The 22,316-nt window shown below is 73.3% G+C and carries 13 protein-coding genes and 5 pseudogenes; 11 read left to right on the top strand and 7 right to left on the bottom strand.

Annotated features, from left to right (window positions below):
• Together ACFWM7_RS19735 and ACFWM7_RS19730 are read left to right on the top strand one after the other, a co-directional pair.
• A partial coding sequence (locus ACFWM7_RS19735; RefSeq protein WP_383262397.1) for a tetratricopeptide repeat protein occupies nt 1-1,177 on the top strand: 1,177 nt, incomplete at its 5' end.
• Between the two features lie 59 nt (nt 1,178-1,236).
• Nucleotides 1,237-2,199: pseudogene (locus tag ACFWM7_RS19730) on the top strand (phytoene desaturase family protein); the annotation flags it as partial.
• Between the two features lie 667 nt (nt 2,200-2,866).
• Here ACFWM7_RS19730 and ACFWM7_RS19725 read toward each other — a convergent pair.
• Nucleotides 2,867-4,084 carry an SGNH/GDSL hydrolase family protein gene (locus ACFWM7_RS19725; protein WP_383262395.1) on the bottom strand — a complete coding sequence of 406 codons (1,218 nt, stop codon included), beginning with the start codon at nt 4,082-4,084 and terminating at the stop codon, nt 2,867-2,869.
• A gap of 184 nt (nt 4,085-4,268) precedes the next feature.
• Nucleotides 4,269-6,155, bottom strand: coding sequence for a serine hydrolase (locus ACFWM7_RS19720; RefSeq protein WP_383262393.1), 1,887 nt, complete (start codon nt 6,153-6,155; stop codon nt 4,269-4,271).
• Between the two features lie 225 nt (nt 6,156-6,380).
• Between ACFWM7_RS19720 and ACFWM7_RS19715 the strand changes: the two genes are divergently transcribed.
• Both ACFWM7_RS19715 and ACFWM7_RS19710 read left to right on the top strand, forming a co-directional pair.
• The gene (locus ACFWM7_RS19715) at nt 6,381-7,490 is read left to right on the top strand and encodes an NAD(P)H-dependent flavin oxidoreductase (RefSeq protein WP_383262392.1); all 1,110 of its coding nucleotides are present in this window, start codon (nt 6,381-6,383) and stop codon (nt 7,488-7,490) included.
• A pseudogene (locus tag ACFWM7_RS19710) lies at nt 7,487-9,035 on the top strand (acyl-CoA synthetase). Before ACFWM7_RS19715 ends, ACFWM7_RS19710 begins: the two are co-directional and overlap by 4 nt.
• A 57-nt stretch (nt 9,036-9,092) precedes the next feature.
• On the opposite strand, the gene ACFWM7_RS19705 reads toward ACFWM7_RS19710, so the two are convergent.
• On the bottom strand, nt 9,093-11,501 hold the full coding sequence (locus ACFWM7_RS19705; RefSeq protein WP_383262391.1) for an acylase: 2,409 nt from the start codon (nt 11,499-11,501) through the stop codon (nt 9,093-9,095).
• A 156-nt stretch (nt 11,502-11,657) separates the two neighbouring features.
• Between ACFWM7_RS19705 and ACFWM7_RS19700 the strand changes: the two genes are divergently transcribed.
• Nucleotides 11,658-13,157: an acyl-CoA synthetase gene (locus tag ACFWM7_RS19700; protein WP_383262389.1), complete on the top strand. Its 1,500-nt coding sequence runs from the start codon at nt 11,658-11,660 to the stop codon at nt 13,155-13,157.
• A gap of 24 nt (nt 13,158-13,181) precedes the next feature.
• Here ACFWM7_RS19700 and ACFWM7_RS19695 read toward each other — a convergent pair whose 3' ends face one another.
• From ACFWM7_RS19695 to paaK, 3 genes and pseudogenes are all read right to left on the bottom strand, one after another.
• Entirely contained in the window at nt 13,182-13,427 is a 246-nt protein-coding gene (locus tag ACFWM7_RS19695; RefSeq protein ID WP_383262388.1) for a hypothetical protein, read from the bottom strand.
• Nucleotides 13,424-13,894: pseudogene (locus ACFWM7_RS19690) on the bottom strand (transporter substrate-binding domain-containing protein); the annotation flags it as partial. The pseudogene ACFWM7_RS19690 and the gene ACFWM7_RS19695, both read right to left, overlap by 4 nt.
• 132 nt (nt 13,895-14,026) lie before the next feature.
• Entirely contained in the window at nt 14,027-15,322 is a 1,296-nt protein-coding gene (paaK, locus tag ACFWM7_RS19685; RefSeq protein WP_383262386.1) for a phenylacetate--CoA ligase PaaK, read from the bottom strand.
• Nucleotides 15,323-15,513: 191 nt separating this feature from the next.
• Here paaK and ACFWM7_RS19680 point away from each other — a divergent pair, with 191 nt between their 5' ends.
• A complete protein-coding gene (locus tag ACFWM7_RS19680) occupies nt 15,514-17,037 on the top strand; it encodes an alpha/beta fold hydrolase (protein WP_383262385.1) in 1,524 nt (507 codons plus the stop codon).
• A gap of 26 nt (nt 17,038-17,063) precedes the next feature.
• Here the strand turns inward: ACFWM7_RS19680 and ACFWM7_RS19675 are convergent.
• A pseudogene (locus tag ACFWM7_RS19675) lies at nt 17,064-17,470 on the bottom strand (acyl-CoA synthetase); the annotation flags it as partial.
• Between ACFWM7_RS19675 and ACFWM7_RS19670 the strand changes: the two are divergent.
• The 5 genes and pseudogenes from ACFWM7_RS19670 (at nt 17,436) to ACFWM7_RS19650 (ending at nt 22,311) form a co-directional block, all read left to right on the top strand.
• The gene (locus ACFWM7_RS19670) at nt 17,436-18,497 is read left to right on the top strand and encodes a thiolase domain-containing protein (RefSeq protein WP_383262384.1); all 1,062 of its coding nucleotides are present in this window, start codon (nt 17,436-17,438) and stop codon (nt 18,495-18,497) included. The pseudogene ACFWM7_RS19675 and the gene ACFWM7_RS19670 overlap by 35 nt on opposite strands.
• Nucleotides 18,490-19,654: pseudogene (locus ACFWM7_RS19665) on the top strand (thiolase domain-containing protein). Before ACFWM7_RS19670 ends, ACFWM7_RS19665 begins: the two are co-directional and overlap by 8 nt.
• 77 nt (nt 19,655-19,731) lie before the next feature.
• On the top strand, nt 19,732-20,232 hold the full coding sequence (locus tag ACFWM7_RS19660; RefSeq protein ID WP_003971159.1) for a hypothetical protein: 501 nt from the start codon (nt 19,732-19,734) through the stop codon (nt 20,230-20,232).
• Between the two features lie 214 nt (nt 20,233-20,446).
• Nucleotides 20,447-21,685, top strand: a complete 1,239-nt coding sequence (locus ACFWM7_RS19655; RefSeq protein ID WP_383262382.1) for an MFS transporter — start codon at nt 20,447-20,449, stop codon at nt 21,683-21,685.
• Between the two features lie 68 nt (nt 21,686-21,753).
• Nucleotides 21,754-22,311: a TetR/AcrR family transcriptional regulator gene (locus ACFWM7_RS19650; RefSeq protein WP_383262380.1), complete on the top strand. Its 558-nt coding sequence runs from the start codon at nt 21,754-21,756 to the stop codon at nt 22,309-22,311.
• Nucleotides 22,312-22,316 lie beyond the last annotated feature (5 nt).

Genomic DNA, 22,316 nt, shown 5'->3' with positions numbered 1-22,316 from the left:
GGACCCGGCCGCCGGGCTGACGGGGCAGTGGACCACCGCGCGCGCCACCGCCCCGCACACCGGCTCCTCCGTCTCCGTGCCGGCCGGGCCCCCCGCCCCGGGCCTCCTCGTCACGCTGGAGGGCCGCCACAGCGCGGGCCTCGACCTCGGCCGGCTGGGCCGCTGGGAGGAGGCCGGGGAGGTGCACCGCGAGGTCGCCGCCCAGCGCGCCCGCGTCCTCGGCCCGGACCACCCCGACACCCTCGCCAGCCATTACGAGATCGGCCTCACCCTGAGCCGTACGGGCCGGGCCGAGGAAGGGCTGCGCGAGTTCAGCCGGGTCGCCGAGGGCCGCGAACGCGCTCTGGGCGCCGACCATCCGCAGACGCTCGCCGCCCGCCAGGCGACCGCCCACGCCCTGGGCCGACTCGGCCGGCACGCCGAGGCCCACGAGGTGTACGAAGCGGTCCTCGCCGTCCGCGAACGCGTCATGGGCCCCGACCACCCCGACACCCTGCGCTGCCGCCACAACCTGGCTTTCAACCTCAGCCGTCTCGGGCGGCCCGAGGAGTCCTGCCGGATCGCCCGCGAGGTCGCCGACGCCCGGGCCCGACTGCTCGGCCCGGCACATCCCGACACCCTCGCGACCCGCTACGAAGTGGCGTACACCCTGGGCAGGCTGGGCCGCTGGGCGGAGGCGCTGGAGATCTACCAGGCCGTCGCCCGCGCCCGCGCCGAGACCCTGGGGGCCGACCACCCCGACACCTTCGCCGCCCGCTACGAGGCCGGCATCGGCCTCGGCCGGCTCGGCCGCGACGCGGAGGCCCTGGAGCTGTACCGCTCCCTGGTCGCCGACCGCACCCGGACCGCCGGAGCGGCCGACCCGGAGACACTGCGCGCCCGCCACGGCCTCGGCGTCAACCTCGGGCGGCTGGGCCGCTGGGAGGAGGCGCTCGCCGAGGCGCGCGACGTCTGCGCCCTGCGGGAACGCACCCTGGGGTCCGATCACCCGGACACGGTGATCAGCCGCCGGGAGGTCGCCGCGGGGCTCGGCTGGCTCGGCCGGTGGAGCGAGGCCCTGGTGGCGTACCGGCAGGTCGCCGAGGCGCGCGGCCGGGTGCTGGGCCCCGACCACCCCCAGACGCTCGCGGCCCGCGACGACGAGGCGCACTGCCTGAGGCGGCTCGCGCAGACGTAGGTCCCCTCGTCGAACCACCGCCCCTGGTGGGGACGGCGGGCGGCGTGTTACGAAGGTGCATGCCCGTACCCCAGAACCCCGCACCCCGGACCTCCGCAGGTCAGCCCGCCACCCGCGGGTCCTCCGGGCCCGGCGCGCCCGCCCGGGGCCGCTACGACGCCGTCATCGTCGGCGGCGGCCACAACGGCCTCGTCGCCGCCGCCTACCTCGCGCGCGCCGGACAGTCCGTGCTCGTCCTGGAACGGCTCGGCACCACCGGGGGAGCGGCGATCTCGACCCGGCCCTTCGCCGGGGTCGACGCCCGGCTCTCGCGCTATTCGTATCTGGTGTCCCTGCTGCCCGACAAGATCGTCCGGGACCTCGGCCTCGACTTCGCCGTACGCAAGCGGACCGTCTCCTCCTACACCCCCGCCGTACGCGACGGACGTCCCACCGGGCTGCTCGTCGCGGGCGAGGGCACCCGGGAGTCCTTCGCCGCGCTGACCGGCGGCGAGCGCGAGTACGCGGCCTGGCAGCGGTTCTACGGGATGACGCAGCGGGTTGCCGAGCGGGTCTTCCCTACGCTCACCGAACCGCTGCCCGGCCGGGACGCGTTGCGCGAGCGGATCGACGACGCCGACGCCTGGCGGATGCTCTTCGAGGAACCGCTCGGGGTGGCCGTCGAGGAGAACTTCACCGACGACCTGGTGCGCGGGGTCGTCCTCACCGACGCCCTGATCGGCACCTTCGCCGACGCCCACGACGCGTCCCTGCTCCAGAACCGGTGCTTCCTCTACCACGTGATCGGCGGCGGCACGGGTGACTGGGACGTCCCGGTCGGCGGCATGGGCGCCCTCACCGACGCCCTGGCCGGGGCCGCCCGGGCGGCGGGCGCCGAGATCCGCGTACGGCACGAGGCGACCCGTATCGAGACCGACGGGAACGCCGCCGAGGTCACCGTCCGCACCCCGGACGGCGAACACGTCGTCGCCGCCCGCCGGGTGCTCGTCAACGCCTCCCCGCAGACCCTCGCCGCCCTGCTCGGCGACACCCCGCCGCCGCCCGCCGAGGGCGCCCAGCTCAAGGTGAACATGCTGCTCACCCGGCTGCCGCGCCTCCGCGACCGGTCCGTCGACCCCCGGCAGGCCTTCGCCGGCACGTTCCACATCGCCGAGGGGTACGGGCAGCTCGCCGACGCCTACCGGGACGCGGCGGCCGGCCGGCTGCCCGCCGCCCCGCCCTCCGAGATCTACTGCCACTCGCTGACGGACCCCTCGATCCTCGGCCCCGATCTCGCCGCGCGCGGCTACCAGACCCTCACCCTCTTCGGCCTGCACGCCCCGGCCCGGCTGTTCGCCGCCGACAACGACGCCGCCCGTGCCGCCCTGCTCAAGGCGACCCTGGCCGAACTCGACGCACACCTGGAGGAGCCCATCACCGACTGCCTGGCCCTCGACGAGCGGGGTGAACCCTGCATCGAGGCCAAGACCCCGCTCGACCTGGAGCGCGATCTGCGGCTGCCCGGCGGCCACATCTTCCACCGCGACCTCGCCTTCCCTTACGCGGACGAGGGCGCCGGGCGCTGGGGCGTGGAGACCCCGCACGCCAATGTGCTGCTCTGCGGGGCGGGCGCGGTACGCGGCGGTGGGGTCAGCGGGGTGCCCGGTCACAACGCGGCGATGGCCGCGCTGAGGGAGTGAGGGGCACTGTTTAGCGCAGGTGCCGGGGGTTCACGGCGGCGGCGATCGCCGTGTGTCCCTCCGGGCCCGGATGCAGGCCGTCGCCGCTGTCGTACGCGGGCAGCAGCCGGGAGGGCCGGTCCGGGTCGAGCAGCGCCGCGTCGAAGTCGGCGACGGCGTCGAAGACCCGCCCGGTGCGCACGGCCTCGTTGACCTGCCTGCGTACCGCGTCCTGCTCCGGCGTCCAGCGCGTCCACCCCTCGAACGGGGCGATGGTGGCGCCCACCACCCGCAGCCCGGCCGACCGGGCGCGCAGGGCGAGTTGGCGGTACGCGGCCACCATCCGTGCCGGGTCGCGCTCGACCGGAAGATGGTGGAGGTCGTTGACGCCCAGGTGCACCAGGACCGTCCGCAGCCCCGGCAGCGACAGCACGTCCCGGTCGAAGCGGGCCTGGGCGCTCGGCCCGAAGCGGTCGCTGTCGAGCAGCAACCGGTTGCCGCTGATGCCGAGGTTGGCGACGGCGGAGCCGGACAGCCGGCGGGCCAGCTGGTCGGGCCAGCGCAGGTCCGCGTCGTCGGGCGTGCCGGTGCCCTCCGCGATGGAATCGCCCAGCACGGCGAGCACCGGACCGCGTGCCCCGGTCGTCTCGACCCCGGTCAGGAGGAGGACGGACCGGGTCCGGACACCGTCGACGGTGTGCCAGGCGTGGGTGTTGCGGTGGAAGGAGAGCGGGCCGGTGGGGCCCGGGAGCCGGGTCGCGACGGTCAGCAGGGCTCCGTCCGGCACCCGCAGCCCCGGCACCGGGTCGCTGGTGAGGGACGCGCCCGCCGCCAGCCACTCCTGCGCCCGCCCGCCGAAGGTGACCGGCCGCCCGTCGGCGGTCACCGGGCCCACCAGCACCGGCGCGGTCCCGAAGGCGTGCGCGTACCGCAGCCGGACCTGCCCGCCCGCCGACAGCCGCAGCCGCGTGGCACAGAGCCCGTTCGTGAGCCCGGCGGACGCCAAGGGGTCGTCCGCCGTGGGCGCGGTCTGCGCGGTGGCCCAGGAGGTGGTCCAGGGGGCGGCCGGGCGGGGGAGTCCGGGAGCGGGGCGCGTGGCCGCCGAGGCGACCGGGGCGGCGGTGAGGGCCGCCGTGACCCCGGCCGCCGCCGCGTACAGCAGACCTCGCCTCGCCAGGTCGGGGATCTGCTCCCCGGTCACCGGGAGTGCGCCGGGGCGGAGGGGGGCGGTGCGCCGAACACTGCTCATGGGGGTGCCTCCTGGATGCGACCACGGGACGGGTGGGCCGAGCGGCCTTTTCTGCGGCCCTCGCCATCCAACGGCCCCCGGATGAACCGGCGGTGACGTCGTACCGCTCCGGGCGTGACGTCATTGTGGCGGCCGTCCCCGGCGGGCGCCGGACCACCACGCGCACCGGCGCCCGCACCGCCGCTCAGTCGGCCGACAGCACCCAGCCCGTCGCCCCGATCCGCCCCGCGTCCCGGGGCGTCGTGGAGTCGAAGACCGTATCGCCCCCGTCCCGCACCCGGAGCGAGTCCACGTACGCGCCGCGTCCCACGTACAGCTGGTCCGTGGTGTACCGCCACCGCAGTCGCACGCTCCTGCCGCGCCAGGCGGAGAGATCCGCCTCCAGGCGGTGCCACACCCGCCCCGACCAGCCGGACACCTGGCCCTCCGGGTGCGGCCGCGGCTCCGGGCGGTGGTGGCCGGGGCCCCGGACCGTGGTGGTGAACGGCACCGGCTGCCACTCCTGCCCCGCCGACGCCTCCAGCACCAGCGCGTCGGAGCCCGGTTCGGTGTCCCACCACAGGGCGCACTCCAGCCGGGCCCGTGCGGACGCCAGGCGCAGGGCGGGCAGCGTGAGGGTGGCCGTGGACGCGCTCGCCATCCCGGAGAACCAGGCGTCGCGCCCCCGCTCGGGCCGGACCGGGACGGCCCGCGCCAGCTGGTTGGCGGTCGCCACCCGGGGTGCGCTGCCCGAGCGCCAACTCCGTACGGGATGGACGGAGTTGCCCAGCACGATGAGGAAGGTGTCGGTCGACGGGTCGAGCACCAGGCTGGTCCCGGTGAAGCCGGTGTGCCCAGCGCTGCGCGGGGTCGCCATCGCGCCCATGTACCAGTGCTGGTAGAGCTCGAAACCGAGGCCGTGCTCGTCGCCCGGGAACGCGGTGTTGAAGTCGGTGAACAGCAGGTCGACCGCGTCCTCGGACAGGATGCGGGAGCGCCCGTACACCCCGCCGTTGAGGAGCGTCCGGGCGAGCACCGCGAGGTCCCAGGCGCAGGAGAACACCCCGGCGTGCCCTGCCACCCCGCCGAAGCCGAAGGCGTTCTCGTCGTGCACCTCGCCCCAGACGAGACCGCGCTCCAGACCGGACCAGGGCAGCCGGGCGTCCTCGGTCGCCGCGATCTTCGGCTTCCAGGAGGCGGGCGGGTTGTAGCGGGTGCGGTGCATCCCGAGCGGGGCGGTGATCTCCTCGCGGAGCAGCACGTCCAGCGTGCGGCCGGTGAGGTGCTCCAGGATCAGTTGCAGCGAGATCAGGTTGAGGTCGGAGTAGAGGTAGGCGCTGCCCGGGGTGCTCGCCGGCACCTCCTCCCACAGCATCCGGAGCTTGCCCTCCCGGGTGGGCTCCTGGTACAGCGGGATCCACGACCGGAAACCCGAGGTGTGCGTCAGCAGTTGACGGACCGTGATGTCCTGTTTGCCGCCGCCCGCGAAGTCCGGGAGGTACGAGGCGACCGTGGCCTCCAGCTCCAGCGTGCCGCGCTCGATCTGCTGGACCGCCAGGAGCGAGGTGAACAGCTTGGAGATCGAGGCCAGGTCGAAGACGGTGTCCTCGGCCATGGCGATCTGCTGCTCCGCCGGGAACTCCACCCCGGTGTCGGTCTTCTCGTCGTACGCCGCGTAGCGCACGGCCTTGCCGATCGGCCGGTGCAGCGCCACCGTGCCGCCCCGGCCGGCCAGCAGCACCGCGCCCGCGTACCAGGGGTGCGTGGGAGAGTCGGCGAGGTAGGCCTCGGCGTCCCGGACGAGCTGGTCCAGTGGGTCCTGGAGCAGCCCGGCGCGGGCCGCGCTGCCGCGTCGCAGCGTGGGCCGGTGCGCCCCTGACTCCATGCCCGCTCCCGTGTCCGCCGCGTCGTCCCTCGCCCCCGTGCCGGGTCCGCTCCGGGCGGCCGCGCCCGCGAGCGGGATCGGCGTCAGTGCGAGCGCGCCGCCCAGCGCCAGTATTCCGCCGCCCAGCCGTCGCCGGGCGATGCCGCTCCCGGCGGTGCGTGGGGTGTTCTCGGAGGTCCGCCCGTGTCCCTGCGTGTCCCCGGTCATCCGCAACTCCTTCCCGCGCCTGACCTCCGGTCACCGGGCCGCACCCGTGCGCCCGGAGGTCGCGCGAAAGTAACTTCCGAAATCTCGCCGATCGGTGAAAGTTCCTGCCGCCGCAGAGATTACTGTCACCGGCCCACTCCCGGGCAGGTCCGGGCTCCCAAAGAATCTGACACTGCATCAGAAAATCTCTTCCCTCGGCCGCCCGGCTGCGGCATCCTGCCGCCCATGGAGACGGAACTGAGCCGCCGACTGGGAATCGAGCACGCCATCTTCGGCTTCACGCCGTTCCCCGAGGTCGCCGCGGCCATCACCAGAGCCGGTGGCTTCGGCGTGCTCGGAGCCGTCCGCTACACCGCCCCCGACGACCTCGCGCGCGACCTCGACCGGCTGCACGAACACGCCGACGGCAAGCCCTACGGCCTCGACGTCGTCATGCCCGCCAAGAAGGTCGAGGGCGTCACCGAGGCGGACGTCGAGGCGATGATCCCCGACCAGCACCGCGGATTCGTGGCCGAGCTGCTGGCCCGCTACGGCGTGCCCGAACTGGCCGAGGGGGAGGCGTCCGGCTGGCGGATCACCGGCTGGATGGAGGAGGTCGCCCGGAGCCAGCTCGACGTGGCCTTCGACTACCCGATCAAGCTGCTGGCCAACGCCCTCGGCTCCCCCCCCGCCGATGTCATCGAGCGCGCCCACGACCACGGGGTCCTCGTCGCCGCCCTGGCAGGCAGCGCCCGGCACGCCCGGCGCCACGTGGAGGCGGGCATCGACGTCGTCGTCGCCCAGGGGTACGAGGCGGGCGGCCACACCGGCGAGATCGGCTCCGTGGTGCTGGTCCCCGAAGTCGTCGAGGCCGTCGCCCCGCTGCCCGTGCTCGCCGCCGGAGGCATCGGCAGCGGCGAACAGGTCGCCGCCGGACTCGCCCTCGGAGCCCAGGGCGTCTGGCTCGGCTCCCTCTGGCTCACCACCGAGGAGGCCGACCTGCACTCCGAGGCCCTCACCGCCAAGCTGCTCGCCGCCGGCTCCGGGGACACCGTCCGCTCCCGCGCCCTCACCGGGAAACCCGCACGCCAGCTCCGTACCGAGTGGACCGACGCCTGGGACGACGCGGCCGGGCCCGGCACGCTGCCCATGCCGCTCCAGGGGCTGCTGGTGGCCGAGGCCGTCTCCCGGATCCAGAAGTACGAGGTCGGCGAGCTGCTCGGCACCCCCGTCGGGCAGATCGTCGGCCGGATGACCAGTCAACGCAGCGTCCAGGCCGTCGTCGACGACCTCACCCGCGGCTTCGAACGGGCCGTCACCCGCATCAACCGCATCGCCGGAAGGAGCGCCACGTGAACCAGCCGCCCAACGGCTTCTGGGCCCAGGCCGCCGCCGACCCCGACCGCACCGTCCTGATCGCCCCGGACGGCGAGGAGTGGAGCGCGGGCCGGCTGCACGCCGGACGTCAACCGCATGGTCCACGGGCTGCGCGCGGCGGGACTGCACGAGGGCGACGCGTTCGCCGTCGTGCTGCCCAACGGCGTCGAACTCCTCACCGCCTACCTCGCCGCCTCTCAGGCCGGGTTCTACCTCGTACCCGTCAACCACCACCTCGTCGGCCCCGAGATCGCCTGGATCGTCGCCGACTCGGGAGCCCGCGTCCTCATCGCCCACGAACGGTTCGCGGCCGCCGCGACGGCCGCCGCCGACGAGGCGGAGCTGCCCACTAGCCACCGCTACGGGGTCGGGGACGTCCCCGGCAGCCGCCCGTACGCCGAACTCCTCGCCGGCCACTCCGGCGCCCCGCCGGAGGGCCGCACTCTCGGCTGGGTCATGAACTACACCTCGGGCACCACCGGGCGCCCCCGCGGCATCCGCCGCCCCCTGCCCGGCAAACGCCCCGAGGAGACCTACCTCGGCGGGTTCCTCGGCATCTTCGGCATCCGGCCCCTCGACGACAACGTCCACCTCGTCTGCTCGCCGCTCTACCACACCGCCGTGCTCCAATTCGCGGGCGCCGCCCTCCACATCGGGCATCCGCTCGTCCTGATGGACGGCTGGGCCCCGGAGGAGATGCTGCGCCTCATCGACGCCCACCGGTGCACCCACACCCATATGGTCCCCACCCAGTTCCACCGGCTGCTCGCATTGCCCGACGAGGTGAAGAGCCGTTACGACGTCTCCTCCATGCGGCACGCCGTCCACGGGGCCGCCCCCTGCCCCGACCACGTCAAACGGGCCATGATCGACTGGTGGGGGAGCTGCGTCGAGGAGTATTACGCGGCCAGCGAGGGCGGCGGGTCGTTCGCCACCGCCGAGGACTGGCTGAAGAAGCCCGGCACCGTCGGCAAGGCCTGGCCGATCAGCGAACTGGCCGTCTTCGACGACGACGGCAACCGGCTGCCGGCGGGCCGACTGGGCACCGTCCACATGAAGATGAGTACCGGCGGCTTCAGCTACCACAAGGACGAGAGCAAGACCCGGAAGAACCGCATCGGCGACTTCTTCACCGTCGGCGACCTCGGCGTACTGGACGCGGACGGCTACCTCTTCCTCCGCGACCGCAAGATCGACATGATCATCGCCGGGGAGTCAACATCTACCCCGCCGAGATCGAGTCCGCCCTGCTCACCCACCCCGCCGTCGCGGACGCCGCCGCCTTCGGCATCCCGCACGCCGACCGGGGCGAGGAGGTCAAGGCCGTCGTCGAGCCGGCCAAGGGGCACGAGCCGTCGGACGCGCTCGCCGCCGCACTCCTCCCACTGCGAGGAGCGGCTCGCCGGATACAAACGGCCCCGCAGCCTGGACTTCATCAGCGCCATGCCCCGCGACCCCAACGGCAAGCTCTACAAGCGTCGGCTGCGCGAACCGTACTGGGAGGGCTTCGAGCGCCCGCTGTAGTCACGGGGGCTTCCCCGGGAGGGGCGTGCGGGTGGCCCCGCCCCTCCCGGACGTGCCCTACCGCCGCTCGTGCACAGCCACCACCCGCAGGTCCGGCGAGCGCGCGATGTCCTTCTCGCAGAACCGGGACGTCACCCAGCGCTCACCCGCGTACAGCCGGGTCTGATCGCTGAAGTGCGGTGACTTCGGATTCTCCGACTGGGAGTACGTCAACAGCGTCCGGGCCACCGGGCAGCGGCCGTCGTCCCAGCCGACCGCCTGGATGTAGCTGGAGCCCGACGACACCTCCGTGTAGCCGCCTTCCGCCGCGTTCCACACCGGCTCGGTCTTGTTCCAGATGCCCAGCGACTCCGTCCCGCCGCCGACCGGCAGCCGCTTGCCGTTCCGTACGACGAACTGGTGCTTCCCCAGCCGTGCGTCCAGCGCGATGTCCGCCGCCCGCAGCTCCGCCACCGCGTCCGCCAGGGCCCGGCCCACGCCCGGCGCGGCGGTGTTGAGCCCCCGCGGGGTGCGCACCGGGTCGGCCGGGTCGAACGGCGTCTTCCACAGCTCGGCGGCGGGCACCGCCGACGCCTTCCGCCAGAACCGGTCGAAGAGCAGCGCACCCCGGCTGTCGCTGTCCACGCTCCGGTCCCAGCGGCGCAGCACCCGGCAGGCCTTCGACACATCGACCGGCGTACCGTCCGTGCCCACGGCCGTGCCGCCCGGCAGAGCCGCGCACCACTTCGCCACGTCCGACGCGGCCAGATCCCCGGCCGGCGCCCGGTTGGCGAACTGCTGCCGCTGAAGGTCCGAGACCCACAGGCGACCCTTGTCCGCCATCGACGCGACGTCCTCGATCGCGCCGCGCGTCCGCATCGACCGGGGCGTGGCGACCGTGCCGAAGACCCGCTCGTACCCGGTCAGCGGCCGGTCCGCGTTGGTCAGCCACGCGCTGTCGTTGGAGTTCTCCACGTACGGCCGGTTCTTCAGGGTCGGCGCCCGGCCCGGTCCGAAGACTCCGGGCTGCACCGCGTCCCGGTCACTGCCCAGGGCGCAGTCCGTGCGCGAACCGTCCAGCACCGCGAGCCCCGAGGCCGGATAAGTGGCCCGGCCCAGCGGCGTGGAGCAGCGTTCCGCCAGCTCGTCGGTGATCCTCGGCAGCACCTGCGACTGGGAGAAGAAGGAGTTCCCCGCCCGGTCCGCCGCGATCGTGTTCACCCAGGGCAGGCCCTGCCGCCGGTGCAGCGAGCGCTCGATCTCCGCCGTGCCGCGGGCCTTGCTGAAGCCCAGAGCGGTGTCCGAGCCCCGGAGGTTCTTCGCGTTGGGGTCGTTCAGCGCGTACGCCGTGGTCGACGTCCACGGCAGCGCCGCCCCGAACGCGGTGACCACCGGCCCGTACCGGGTCCACCACTGGGTACGCGTCACGGGAGCCGCGCCCTTCACCGGGACGCTCACCGTGCGCTTCGTCATCCGCTCCCGCTTGCCATCCACCAGATAGGCGGTCGGATCGGCGGGATCCAGCGTCAGCTGATGCAGATTCAGCGGTACGCCCGTGGCCACCGTATGGCTCCACGCCACGTCCGCGTTGTGCCCGATCGAGATCGTCGTCGTGCCCAGCAGCGAGGAGCCCGACACGTTCAGCTCGCCGGGGATGGTCTGCTGCGACATCCAGAACCGCCGCCCGCCCTGCCACGGGTAGTGCGGGTTGCCAAGCAGCAGCCCGCGCCCGTTCGCCGTCGTGGAGCCGTGGAAGGCCACCGCGTTGGAGCCCATGTCCGCGTTCTGCGTCGACAGCAGCCGCTCCGCCGCCGCGGCCGCCTCCTTCGGCGTGACCCCGGCGGCCGGCGGCGCGACCGTCGGCGGCTGAGCGGCCGTGATGCCGTCGATGCCGCGCCCCTGGCCGCCGAGCACCGAAATGGCGAACCCCCGCGCCGCCACGTCCAGCGCCGTCACCGGCCGCACCCAGGACGCGCCCCGGCAGGCCGGGTCGGTGATCCGGTTCTGCGCGAGCCACGCGTTGTACCCCGCGGCGAACCCGCGCATCGTCTCCTTGACGTCCCGGCTCGGACCGGCGGGCGCGGGGACCTTCAGCAGCCTCTCCACCGTGCCGCTCTCCCGGACCCCCCGGAAGTACAGATCGCTGGAGAGGTTCGTCGCCGCCGAGGACAGCGAGAAGTCCGGTGCGGCGTCCGGGCCGAAGAACTTCGACCGCTCCCCGCGCACCGTGAGGAAGCCGTCCGCCAGGGTGCACACCTGATCGGCGGCCTGCGCCCAGCCGGTGCCGAAGCCGAGCTGTGCGTAGTCCTTCGCCACGATGTGCGGAATGCCGTACTCCGTGTACCGGATGACGGCGGACAGACCGCCGCCGGACGGGTGCCGCTCCTGCCCGGCCCCGGACGCGGTGGCCGGCGGCAGCGACGCCGACACGGTGAACAGGGCGATGCCGGCGACCCCGAGCAGTCTCAGACGGTTTCGCAATCTCAAGGTGTTCCTCCCAACGGTGCGGGTGGCACAGGCGGTTGACCGGACCGTCCGGACAGCCACGCGCGCCACTCAGCCAGGGAGCCCCGGCAACTGTCAACCGTCTGGTCGGTATCCAGCCTCTTGACCCCCGGGGGCCGGGCCGCACAGGATCGCGCCATGACAGGTGTACGCAGCAGCACAGTCGACGGCGTCCTCACCCGCAGCGCCCGGCGCACCCCCGCCCGGACCGCCGTACGGTACGCCGATAGGGCCTGGACCTACACCTCGCTGGACGCCGCCGTCTCCACGGCCGCCGCCGTCCTCACCGAGGAGCACGACCTCGCCCCCGGCGACCGGGTGGCCGCCTACGCGCACAACTCCGACGCCTATCTCATCGGCTTCCTCGCCTGCGCCCGGGCCGGGCTCGTCCACGTACCGGTCAACCAGAACCTCACCGGCGACGACCTGGCCTACCTTCTCGACCAGTCGGGCTCCTCCCTCGTCCTGACCGACCCGGACCTCGCCGGGCGGATCCCCGACGGCCACCGGGTACGCGCGCTGCGGGACACGCCGGGCTCGCTGCTCGACTCCCTGGACACCGAACGGCCCTTCACCCCGGAGCGCCCGCCCGCCTCCGACGACCTGGTGCAGCTGCTCTACACCTCCGGCACGACCGCCCTGCCCAAGGGCGCGATGATGACGCACGGGGCCCTCGTCCACGAGTACGTCAGCGCGATCACCGCACTCGGCCTCGCCGAGGCCGACCGGCCCGTGCACTCCCTTCCGCTGTACCACTCGGCCCAGATGCATGTGTTCCTGCTGCCGTATCTGGCGGTGGGCGCGGAGAACACCATCCTGGACGCCCCGGATGCCGGCCGCATCTTCGACCTCGTCGAAACCGGCCTGGCCGACAGCCTGTTCGCCCCGCCCACCGTCTGGATCGGCCTCGCCAACCACCCCGATTGCGCCACCCGCGACCTCGGCGGGCTGCGCAAGGCGTTCTACGGGGCCTCGATCATGCCCGTGCCCGTCCTGGAGCGGCTCCGCGCACGCCTCCCGCACCTCGCCTTCTTCAACTGCTTCGGCCAGAGCGAGATCGGCCCGCTGGCCACCGTGCTGGGCCCCGACGAGCACGAGGGCCGGATGGAGTCCTGCGGCCGGCCCGTCCTCTTCGTGGAGGCCCGCGTCGTCGACGAGAAGGGCGAGGACGTCGCCGACGGCACCCCCGGCGAGGTCGTCTACCGCTCGCCCCAACTCTGCTCCGGCTACTGGGACAAGCCCGAGGAGACGGCTGAGGCCTTCCGCGACGGCTGGTTCCACTCCGGTGACCTCGCGGTCCGCGACGCCGAGGGCTTTTTCACCGTCGTCGACCGGGTCAAGGACGTCATCAACTCCGGCGGCGTCCTCGTCGCCTCCCGCCAGGTCGAGGACGCCCTCTACACCCACCCCGCCGTCGCCGAGACCGCCGTCGTCGGCCTCCCCGACGACCGGTGGATCGAGGCCGTCACCGCCGTCGTCGTCCTGCGCGCCGAGGCGACCGACACCGAACTCATCGCCCACGCCCGCGAGAAGCTCACCGCCTTCAAGGCCCCCAAGCGCGTCGTGTTCGTCGACGAACTCCCGCGCAACGCGAGCGGAAAGATCCTCAAGCGGCGACTGCGGGACGAGCTGGGCTGAGGGCGGCCCCTGCTCGGCGCGCGGCTACTCGGTGCGCAGCGCTGTGGCCGTCCGGGCCCCGTCGGCCCGGACGGCGGGCAGAAGCGCACCCACGACGACGATGAGCAGACCGCCCAGTCCCAGCGGGAACAGTGCGGCGGCCCGGTGGACGGCGACGACGGAGTCGGGGAAGCGCAGCCCCACACCCTCGCCCGTCGCCGGGATCACCCAGCCGTGCAGGGCCACGCCGAGCGGCACGCCCAGGACGGCCGGCGCCTTGTGCAGGGTCACGTGAGCACCGGCGCGTCGACGGCGTCGGAGAGCCACTCCTTCTCCAGGGCGGCGAGGGTGCCGTCCTTCCGCAGGGCGTCCAACCGCCCCGCTCACGCACGAGGTCAGCGCGGACTCCTTGTCGAGGACAAGACCGAACTGCTCGGGTTCACCGGGGGAGTCGGCGAACTGGCCCACGACCTCCGCCTCGGGCACCTCGGCCCCGACTTCAGGGCGACGACCGCCTGGCGCACGTCGTAGTAGCCGGAGGAGAAGGCAACGGCCTTCTTCCGCTCCTCGCTGATGGAGACCTGGTCGATGTCGAAGTCGAACTTCTTCGCACCGGGGGCGAACGCGCTGTTGAACGGTACGTGCTGCCAGACCACGGCGTCGCGCCCGTACCCGAGCTCCTTCGCCACGGCGTAGGCCACCGCCGACTCGAAGCCCTTCCCGTTGGGCGGCTCGTCGTCGGCGAACCAGGGGGCGTACGTGACCAGGGACCGGTTGGCGAGATGCATAGCGGGAGATTCGCCGGCGCCCTCTGTCGAGACGTTTCGGCAGCTGTCCGCATCGCGGGAACGGGTGTGGCGGCGGTGTGAACGGACCGGCCCGGCCGGCTCCTACTCCGTACCGGACTCCCGGAGGTCCACGATCCGCCGGATCTTGCCCACCGAGCGCTCCAGCGACTCCGGATCCACGATCTCGACCCCCACCGACACCCCGACCCCGTCCTTCACCGCCGCCGCGATGGCCACCGCCGCCGCTTCCCGCTCGGCCGCGGTGGCGTCCGCCCGCGCCTCCGCCCGGACGGTGAGCGCGTCGAGCCGCCCCTGCCGGGTCAGCCGCAGCTGGAAGTGCGGGGCGACGGCAGGCGTACGCAGCACGATCTCCTCGATCTGGGTGGGGAAGAGGTTCACCCCGCGCAGGATCACCATGTCGTCGCTGCGACCGGTGACCTTCTCCATGCGGCGGAACGTCCGTGCCGTCCCCGGCAGCAGCCGCGTCAGATCCCGGGTGCGGTAACGGATCACCGGCATCGCCTCCTTGGTCAGCGAGGTGAAGACCAACTCCCCCTCCTCGCCGTCCGCGAGCACCTCACCGGTGAAGGGGTCCACGACCTCCGGATAGAAGTGGTCCTCCCAGATGTGCAGCCCGTCCTTCGTCTCCACGCACTCCTGCGCCACCCCCGGGCCCATCACCTCGGAGAGCCCGTATATGTCGACCGCGTCGATGGCGAACCGTTCCTCGATCTCCCGGCGCATCTCCTCGGTCCACGGCTCCGCGCCGAAGATCCCGACCTTCAGGGACGTGGAGCGCGGATCGACGCCCTGCCGCTCGAACTCGTCCAGCAGCGTCAGCATGTACGACGGCGTGATCATGATGATCTCGGGCCGGAAGTCCTGGATCAGCCGCACCTGGCGCGCGGTCATGCCCCCGGAGGCCGGGATCACCGTGCAGCCGAGCCGCTCCGCCCCGTAGTGCGCCCCGAGCCCGCCGGTGAACAGCCCGTAACCGTAGGCCACATGGACCTTGTGGCCGGGCCGCCCGCCCGCCGCCCGGATCGACCGGGCCACCACGTCCGCCCAGGTGTCCAGGTCCCGTTCGGTGTACCCGACGACCGTCGGACGCCCCGTCGTGCCGCTGGAGGCGTGGATCCTGCGCACCTCGTGCTCCGGTACGGCGAACATCCCGAAGGGGTAGTTGTCCCGCAGGTCCGCCTTCACGGTGAACGGGAACCGGGCCAGGTCCGCGAGCGCCCGGCAGTCCTCGGGCCGCAGCCCCGCACGGTCGAAGGCCACCCGGTAGAAGGGGACGTTGTCGTACGCGTGCTGGAGCGTGGACCTCAGCCGCTCCAGCTGCAGGGCCTCCAGTGCGCCCCGGTCGAGCTGTTCCGCCGCGTCCAGCATGGCCGTCATCAGGACCCTTCCTCTCCCGGAGTGGGCGACCGATCATTCGGTCGATCTCCCTGGGAGCAGTAATTCAGGCGGCCGGGGGTGCTGGCAAGAGGCGCGCGGACTTCGCGGTCGATCAGCCGGCGGCGAAGTGTCGATCAGCCCGCGGCGAAGTCCGGTGCGCCCGCTCACCGGTTCCTGTTTGGATGGGGCGCATGCCGATCTTCTCCGCGTACGACACGACGCCGCTCGCCTACCGCCTGGTGGGGGAGGGGGAGCCGCTGATCTGCTTGCCCGGCGGGCCGATGCGGGCGAGCGCGTACCTCGGGGACCTGGGAGGGCTCGCCGCCCACCGGCAGCTCGTCCTGCTGGACCTGCGCGGCACCGGCGAATCCGGTGTGCCCGCAGACCCCTCGACGTACCGCTGCGACCGACTCGTCGACGACGTGGAGGCCCTGCGCGCCCACCTGGGCCTCGACCGGATCGACGTGCTGGCCCACTCCGCGAGCGCGGACCTGGCCCTGCTGTACGCGGCCCGCCACCCGGAGCGGCTGCGCACCCTGACCCTGGTGACGCCCAGCACCCGGGCCGTGGGCATCGAGGTGAGCGACCAGGACCTGCGCGAGGCCGCCGAACTGCGGCGCGACGAGCCCTGGTACCCGAAGGCCCGGGCCGCCCAGGAGGCGCTGCTCGCAGGCGGGCCGTTCGCCGAGCTGTGGCCCGCCGTCCGGCCCCTCACCTACGGCCGCTGGGACGAGGCGGCCCGCACGCACGCCGAGGCCTCCGCCGGGCAGACCAACGCGGAAGCCCGCGGCCACTACGCCGGGGAAGGGGCCTTCGACCCCGCCCCCACCGCCGCCGCCCTGCGCGAGGTGGCCGTCCCCGTCCTCGTGCTCGCGGGGGAGTACGACGGCCACCCGAGCCCGGACCGGGCCACGGAACTCGCCGCGCTCTTTCCGTACGCCGAGTTCACCGTCCAGCGCGGCGCGGGGCACTTCCCGTGGCTGGACGACCCCGGCGCGTTCGCCCGTACGGTGGCCGCCTTCCTCGACCCGGACGTCCGCACGGTCCAGGCGGGCGGGGTCCGGCTGGCCTACCGGGAGTGGGGCGCCCCCGGGGCCCCGCCCGTCGTCCTGCTGCACGGCCGGGCGGGCTCCAGCGCGACCTGGACCCGGATCGCGGAGGACCTCGCCGCCGACCACCGTGTGTACGCCCCCGACTTCCGGGGCCACGGGCTGAGCGACTGGCCCGGCCGCTACTCCTTCGAGATGTTCCGCGACGACCTGCACGCCTTCCTGGAAGCCCGGAACCTGGCCGGCGCGACCGTCGTCGGGCACTCCATGGGCGGGGTCGCCGCCTACCTCCTCGCCCAGCGCGAACCGGGCCTGATCGGGCGGCTGATCATCGAGGACGCGCCGCCGCTGCTCCCGCTCGACCCGCCCCGTGCGCCCTCGGTGCGCCCCGAGGGCCACCTCGACTTCGACTGGCCGGTCGTTCCCGACATCGACGCCCAACTCAACGACCCCGACCCGGACATCGCCGCGCGGTTCCCGGAGATCACCGCCCCCACCCTCGTCATCGGCGGCGGCCCCACCAGCCACATCGACCAGGGCCAGCTCGCCCGGGCGGCCCGCGCGATACCGGACTGCCACCTGGTCACCATCGATGCCGGACACCTGATCCACACGGACCGGCCGCAGGAGTTCCTCACGGCGGTCAGGGCGTTCGGGCTCCGCTGAGGCGCGGGTCGGCGCCGCCCGCCACCTCAGTCCCGGCCGGCCCCCGCCGCCACCGCCTTCGCCCACCGGTAGTCCGCCTTGCCGCTCGGCGAGCGCTGGATCCGGTCGGCGAGCACCAGGGCGCGGGGGATCTTGTAGCCGGCGAGCCGCGTCCGGCAGTGCGCCTGCACCGCGTCCAGCGTCAACGCCTCAGCCCCCTCGCGCAGGTGGACCACGGCGGTGACCCGGTTGCCCCAGCGCTCGTCGGGGACGCCCGCGACGAGCGCGCGTCGTACACGTCCGGATGGGACTTCAGCGCCTGCTCGACCTCCTCCGGATACACCTTCTCGCCCCCGGTGTTGATGCACTGCGAACCCCGGCCCAGCACGGTGACGATGCCGTCCGCGTCCACGGTCGCCATGTCGCCCAGCAGCACCCAGCGCTCATCGCCCTTCGCCCAGAGCGCGCACCGCCGGCGCACCGACGAACTCTCCGAGGTCGACCTGCTGATGCCCGTTCTCCACGAGGTCCTGGGCGCGACCGGCCTCAAGGCCAACGAGATCGGGTTCACCTGCTCCGGCTCCGCCGACTACCTCGCGGGGCGGGCCTTGTCCTTCACCATGGCGCTCGACGGCGTCGGCGCCCACCCGCCCATCTCCGAGTCGCACGTCGAGATGGACGGGGCCTGGGCGCTGTACGAGGCGTGGGTGAAGATCATGACCGGTGAGGCGGACACCGCACTTGTCTACTCCTACGGCAAGTCCTCGCCCGGCCGGGTCCGCGACGTCCTGACCCGCCAGCTCGACCCCTACTACCTCGCCCCGCTCTGGCCCGACTCCGTCGCCCTCGCCGCCCTCCAGGCCCAGGCCCTCATCGACGCCGGCGAGACCGACGAAGGAGCCCTCGCCGAGATCGCCGCCCGCAACCGCACGGCCGCCGTCGACAACCCGTACGCCCAGCTCACCGGCGACATCCCCGCGGGCGACCACCTCGTGCACCCGCTGCGCACCGGCGACTGCCCGCACATCGGCGACGGCGCCGCCGCCGTGGTCCTCGCCGCCGGTGACACCGCCCGCGCCCTGTGCGAGCGGCCCGCCTGGATCCGGGGCATCGACCACCGCATCGAGGCGCACGGCCTGGGCGTGCGCGACCTCACCGACAGCCCCTCCGCGAGGCTCGCCGCGAAGCACGCCGGAGCCTTCGAACGACCCGTCGACACCGCGGAGTTGCACGCCCCCTTCACCTCGCAGGAAGTCGTCCTGCGCAAGGCGCTCGGGCTCGGCGACGAGGTCCGCGTCAACCCCTCCGGCGGAGCGCTCGCCGCCAACCCGATCATGGCCGCCGGCCTCATCCGGCTCGGCGAGGCCGCCGCCCGCATCCACCGAGGCGCGTCCGACCGGGCGCTCGCCCACGCCACCTCCGGGCCCTGCCTGCAACAGAACCTGGTCGCCGTCCTGGAAGGGGAGAGCGCTCATGCCTAAGGAGCCCGTCGCCGTCGTCGGCATCGGCCAGACCAAACACGTCGCAGCCCGGCACGACGTGTCCATCGCCGGACTGGTCCGCGAGGCCGCCGTCCGCGCCCTGGAGGACGCCGGGCTGACCTGGGCCGACATCGACGCCGTCGTCATCGGCAAAGCCCCGACTTCTTCGAGGGCGTCATGATGCCGGAGCTCTACCTCGCCGACGCGCTCGGCGCCGTCGGCAAACCCATGCTCCGCGTCCACACGGCGGGCTCGGTCGGCGGATCGACGGCCCTGGTCGCCGCCAACCTCGTCGCCGCCCGCGTCCACCGCACCGTCCTCACCCGCGCCTTCGAGAAGCAGTCCGAGTCCAACGCCATGTGGGGCCTCTCCCTGCCCGTCCCCTTCCAGCAACCGCTGCTGGCCGGCGCGGGCGGCTTCTTCGCCCCGCACGTGCGCGCGTACATGCGGCGCACCGGAGCGCCCGACGCGGTCGGCTCGCTCGTCGCGTACAAGGACCGCCGCAACGCGCTGAAGAACCCGTACGCGCACATCCACGACCACGACATCACCCTGGAGAAGGTCCGGTCCTCGCCGATGCTCTGGGATCCGGTCCGCTACTCCGAGACCTGCCCCTCGTCCGACGGGGCCTGCGCCATGATCCTCACCGACCGGGACGGCGCGGCCCGCTCGCCCCACCGGCCCGCCTGGGTGCACGGCGGCTCGATGCGCAGCGAACCGACCCTGTTCGCGGGCAAGGACTTCGTCTCCCCGCAGGCCGGCAAGGACTGCGCAGCCGACGTCTACCGGCAGGCCCGGATCACCGACCCCCGCCGGGAGATCGACGCCGTCGAGATCTACGTACCGTTCTCCTGGTACGAGCCGATGTGGCTGGAGAACCTCGGCTTCGCCGACGAGGGCGAGGGCTGGAAGCTCACCGAGGCGGGCGTCACCGAACTCGACGGCGACCTCCCGGTCAACCCCTCGGCGGCGTGCTGTCCACCAACCCCATCGGCGCCTCCGGCATGATCCGCTTCGCCGAGGCGGCCCTCCAGGTGCGGGGGAGAGCCGGGGAGCACCAGATCGACGGGGCCACCCGGGCGCTCGGCCACGCCTACGGCGGCGGGGCGCAGTTCTTCGCCATGTGGCTGGTGGGAGCGGAGCCGCCGCCGGGCTGAGAGAACGCGGTGGGCCCGGTCCGGCGGGGCCCGGGCCCGGCTCCGCAACGTGAGCCGGGACACGTAACATGGCAGGCATGTCCTTCCTCCGCCGCCGTAGCGCCGCAACACCCGCGGGCCCGGACTTCGACGTCCTGGCCATGGACCCCGGGGACTGGCCCGGCAACCTCGGCGCCGGTCTGCTCCCCGCCCCCGACGGCAGCTGCCAGGGCGTCTTCCTCCGCTACGACCTGTACGGCGGCCGGGGCCCGGCGATGATCATCGGCAACCTCCCGGAAGGGTCGCCCGCCCGCGAGACCGAGGAGGGCCAGGTCCCCTTCGAGGTGGCCCAACTGCTCCTCGCCCTGGAGAACGACGAACCGATCGAGGTCGTCAGCTCCGAGGACGTCCCCGTCATGCAGGGCGACAATCTGCTGATCGTCCGCCGCGTCAAGCTCTCCGAGAGCCGGATCGCCTGCGTCCAGTTCGACCGCAGCGACGGCGTCCTCGTGACGATCGCCAGCTGGGACCGGCCGATCACCGACGACCTTTACACCCTGCTCAAGCCCCTGCCCGCAGAGCTGTTCCAGCAAGGCTGAAACGTATCTCCCTAGGCCGCCCGCATATGCCGGGCGGCCTTTTTTTCATGCCCGGACCGTCCCTGCGGGCCGATTCTCACCCTGTGCGACGTCCGGAAGTACGCGTTGACACCGAAGGCGGGGGAGCGGCTACGGTGAGAAAATGTAACGACCGTTCAATGTGTAACAGTCGTTCAGGTTCATCGTTCCCCCCTCGTCCGGAGGTCCGTCCCTCATGGCCAACCCCTACGGCGTACTCTTCAGGGCGCCGGGCTCCGTGGCCTTCTCCGCCGTGGGCTTCGTCGCCCGCATGCCGCTGTCGATGGCCGGCATCGGGATCATCACGATGCTGTCCCAGATGCGCGGGCAGTACGGCCTGGCAGGCGCCGTCTCCGCCACCTTCACGCTCTCCATGGCCCTCTGCGGCCCCCAGATCTCCCGCGTGGTCGACCGGCGGGGACAGAGCAAGGTGCTGCTGCCCGCCACCGGCCTCAGCGTCATCTCCATGGGCGCGCTGCTCCTCTGCGCCCGCTACGACGCCCCCGTCTGGACGCTCTTCGTCAGCGCGGTGGCGGCCGGCACGATGCCCAACATGGCCGCGATGGTCCGCGCCCGGTGGACCCACGCCTACCGGGGCTCGGACCGCCTGCACACCGCCTATTCGCTGGAATCGGTCGTCGACGAACTCACCTTCGTGGTGGGCCCCGCGCTCTCGGTCGCGCTGAGCACCGCGCTCTTCCCGGAGGCCGGGCCCCTGGTGGCCGCGGTGCTGCTCACCCTCGGCGTCCTCATGTTCGTCCCCCAGAAGCGCACCGAACCGCCGGTGCTCCGGCCGGCCGCCGACGGCGCCCCGAGCGTCTCGGCGCTGCGCGGCGGACCGCTCCTCCCGCTGGCCCTCACCCTCGTCGCGGGCGGCACGATCGTCGGCACCGTCGACGTGGTGAGCGTCGCCTTCGCCGAGGACCAGGGATCACCGGCCGGTGCGGGCATCGTCCTCTCCGTCTACGCGATCGGCTCGGCCGGCGCCGGGCTGGTCTTCGGCGCTCTCCGGTTCACCGTCCCGCTGCCCCGGCTGCTCCTGATGAGCACGGCCGGCACCGCCCTGACCACGCTTCCCCTGTTGCTCGTGGGGAACATCGCCACGCTCTCCGCGGCCGTCTTCTTCTCCGGCCTCTTCTTCGCGCCCACCATGATCGTGGTGATGGGACTGGTCGAGAAGACGGTGCCACCGGCCGCCCTCACCGAAGGGATGACCTGGGCGATCACCGGCCTCAGCGCCGGTGTCGCTCTCGGCGCCTCGGTGTCGGGCGGTATGGTCGACCGCTTCGGCCCCTCCGGCGGCTTCGTCGTGGCCATCGCCGCGGGCGGCGCGACGGTGCTGCTGGCGCTGACCGCCCAGGGCCCGCTCAAGCGGAGTCTGCGGGCGCGCGCCGAGGCGCCCGCGGACGAGAAGCACGCGAAGTCGGCCCGGTGAACGCCCCGCGGCCGCGAGGAACGGCACGCCGCTTCCGTACCGCCCGACCACGACGCCCGGAGGGCACGATGACCGCATCACCGAACGACGGCCGCCTGCTCAAGGGCGAGCTCCGGCGGCAGGAACTCATCGAGGCCACCCTTCAGGTGGTCGCCCGCGAGGGCGTCGCGGGCGTCAGCCACCGGGCGGTCGCGCGCGAGGCGAACCAGCCCGCAACCGCCGCCGCCTACTACTTCAAGAGCATCGACGACCTGCTCACCGCCGCCCTCACCGTCTGTATGGACCAGGACGCCGAACGGATGCGACGCCTGGCCGAGAACGCCGACGGCAACCCCGAGGGCCTCACCGCCCTCGCCGAGCTGCTCGCCAACGTGATGGCGGGCCCCGGCCGGCTCCTCGCCGAGTACGAGCTCTACCTGCTCGCCGCCCGCCGGCCGGAGCTGCGCACCTCCACCGGGCGCTGGCTGGACGCCATCGCCGGATACGCCCTGCGCTACACCGACGACCCGGTCCGGGTGCAGATCTTCAAGGGCGTCGTCGACGGACTGCTCCTCCAGGGGCTGCTGACCGACACCCCGCCGACGGCGGCGGAGTTCGAGGCCGTGCTGCGGAGGGTCCTGCTCTGACCGGC

This window comes from Streptomyces sp. NPDC058375, from assembly GCF_042723425.1.
GTDB lineage: Bacteria > Actinomycetota > Actinomycetes > Streptomycetales > Streptomycetaceae > Streptomyces > Streptomyces durocortorensis.
The sequence above is the reverse complement of the archived record's forward strand: the minus strand, read 5'-3'. Positions and strand labels throughout refer to the sequence as shown.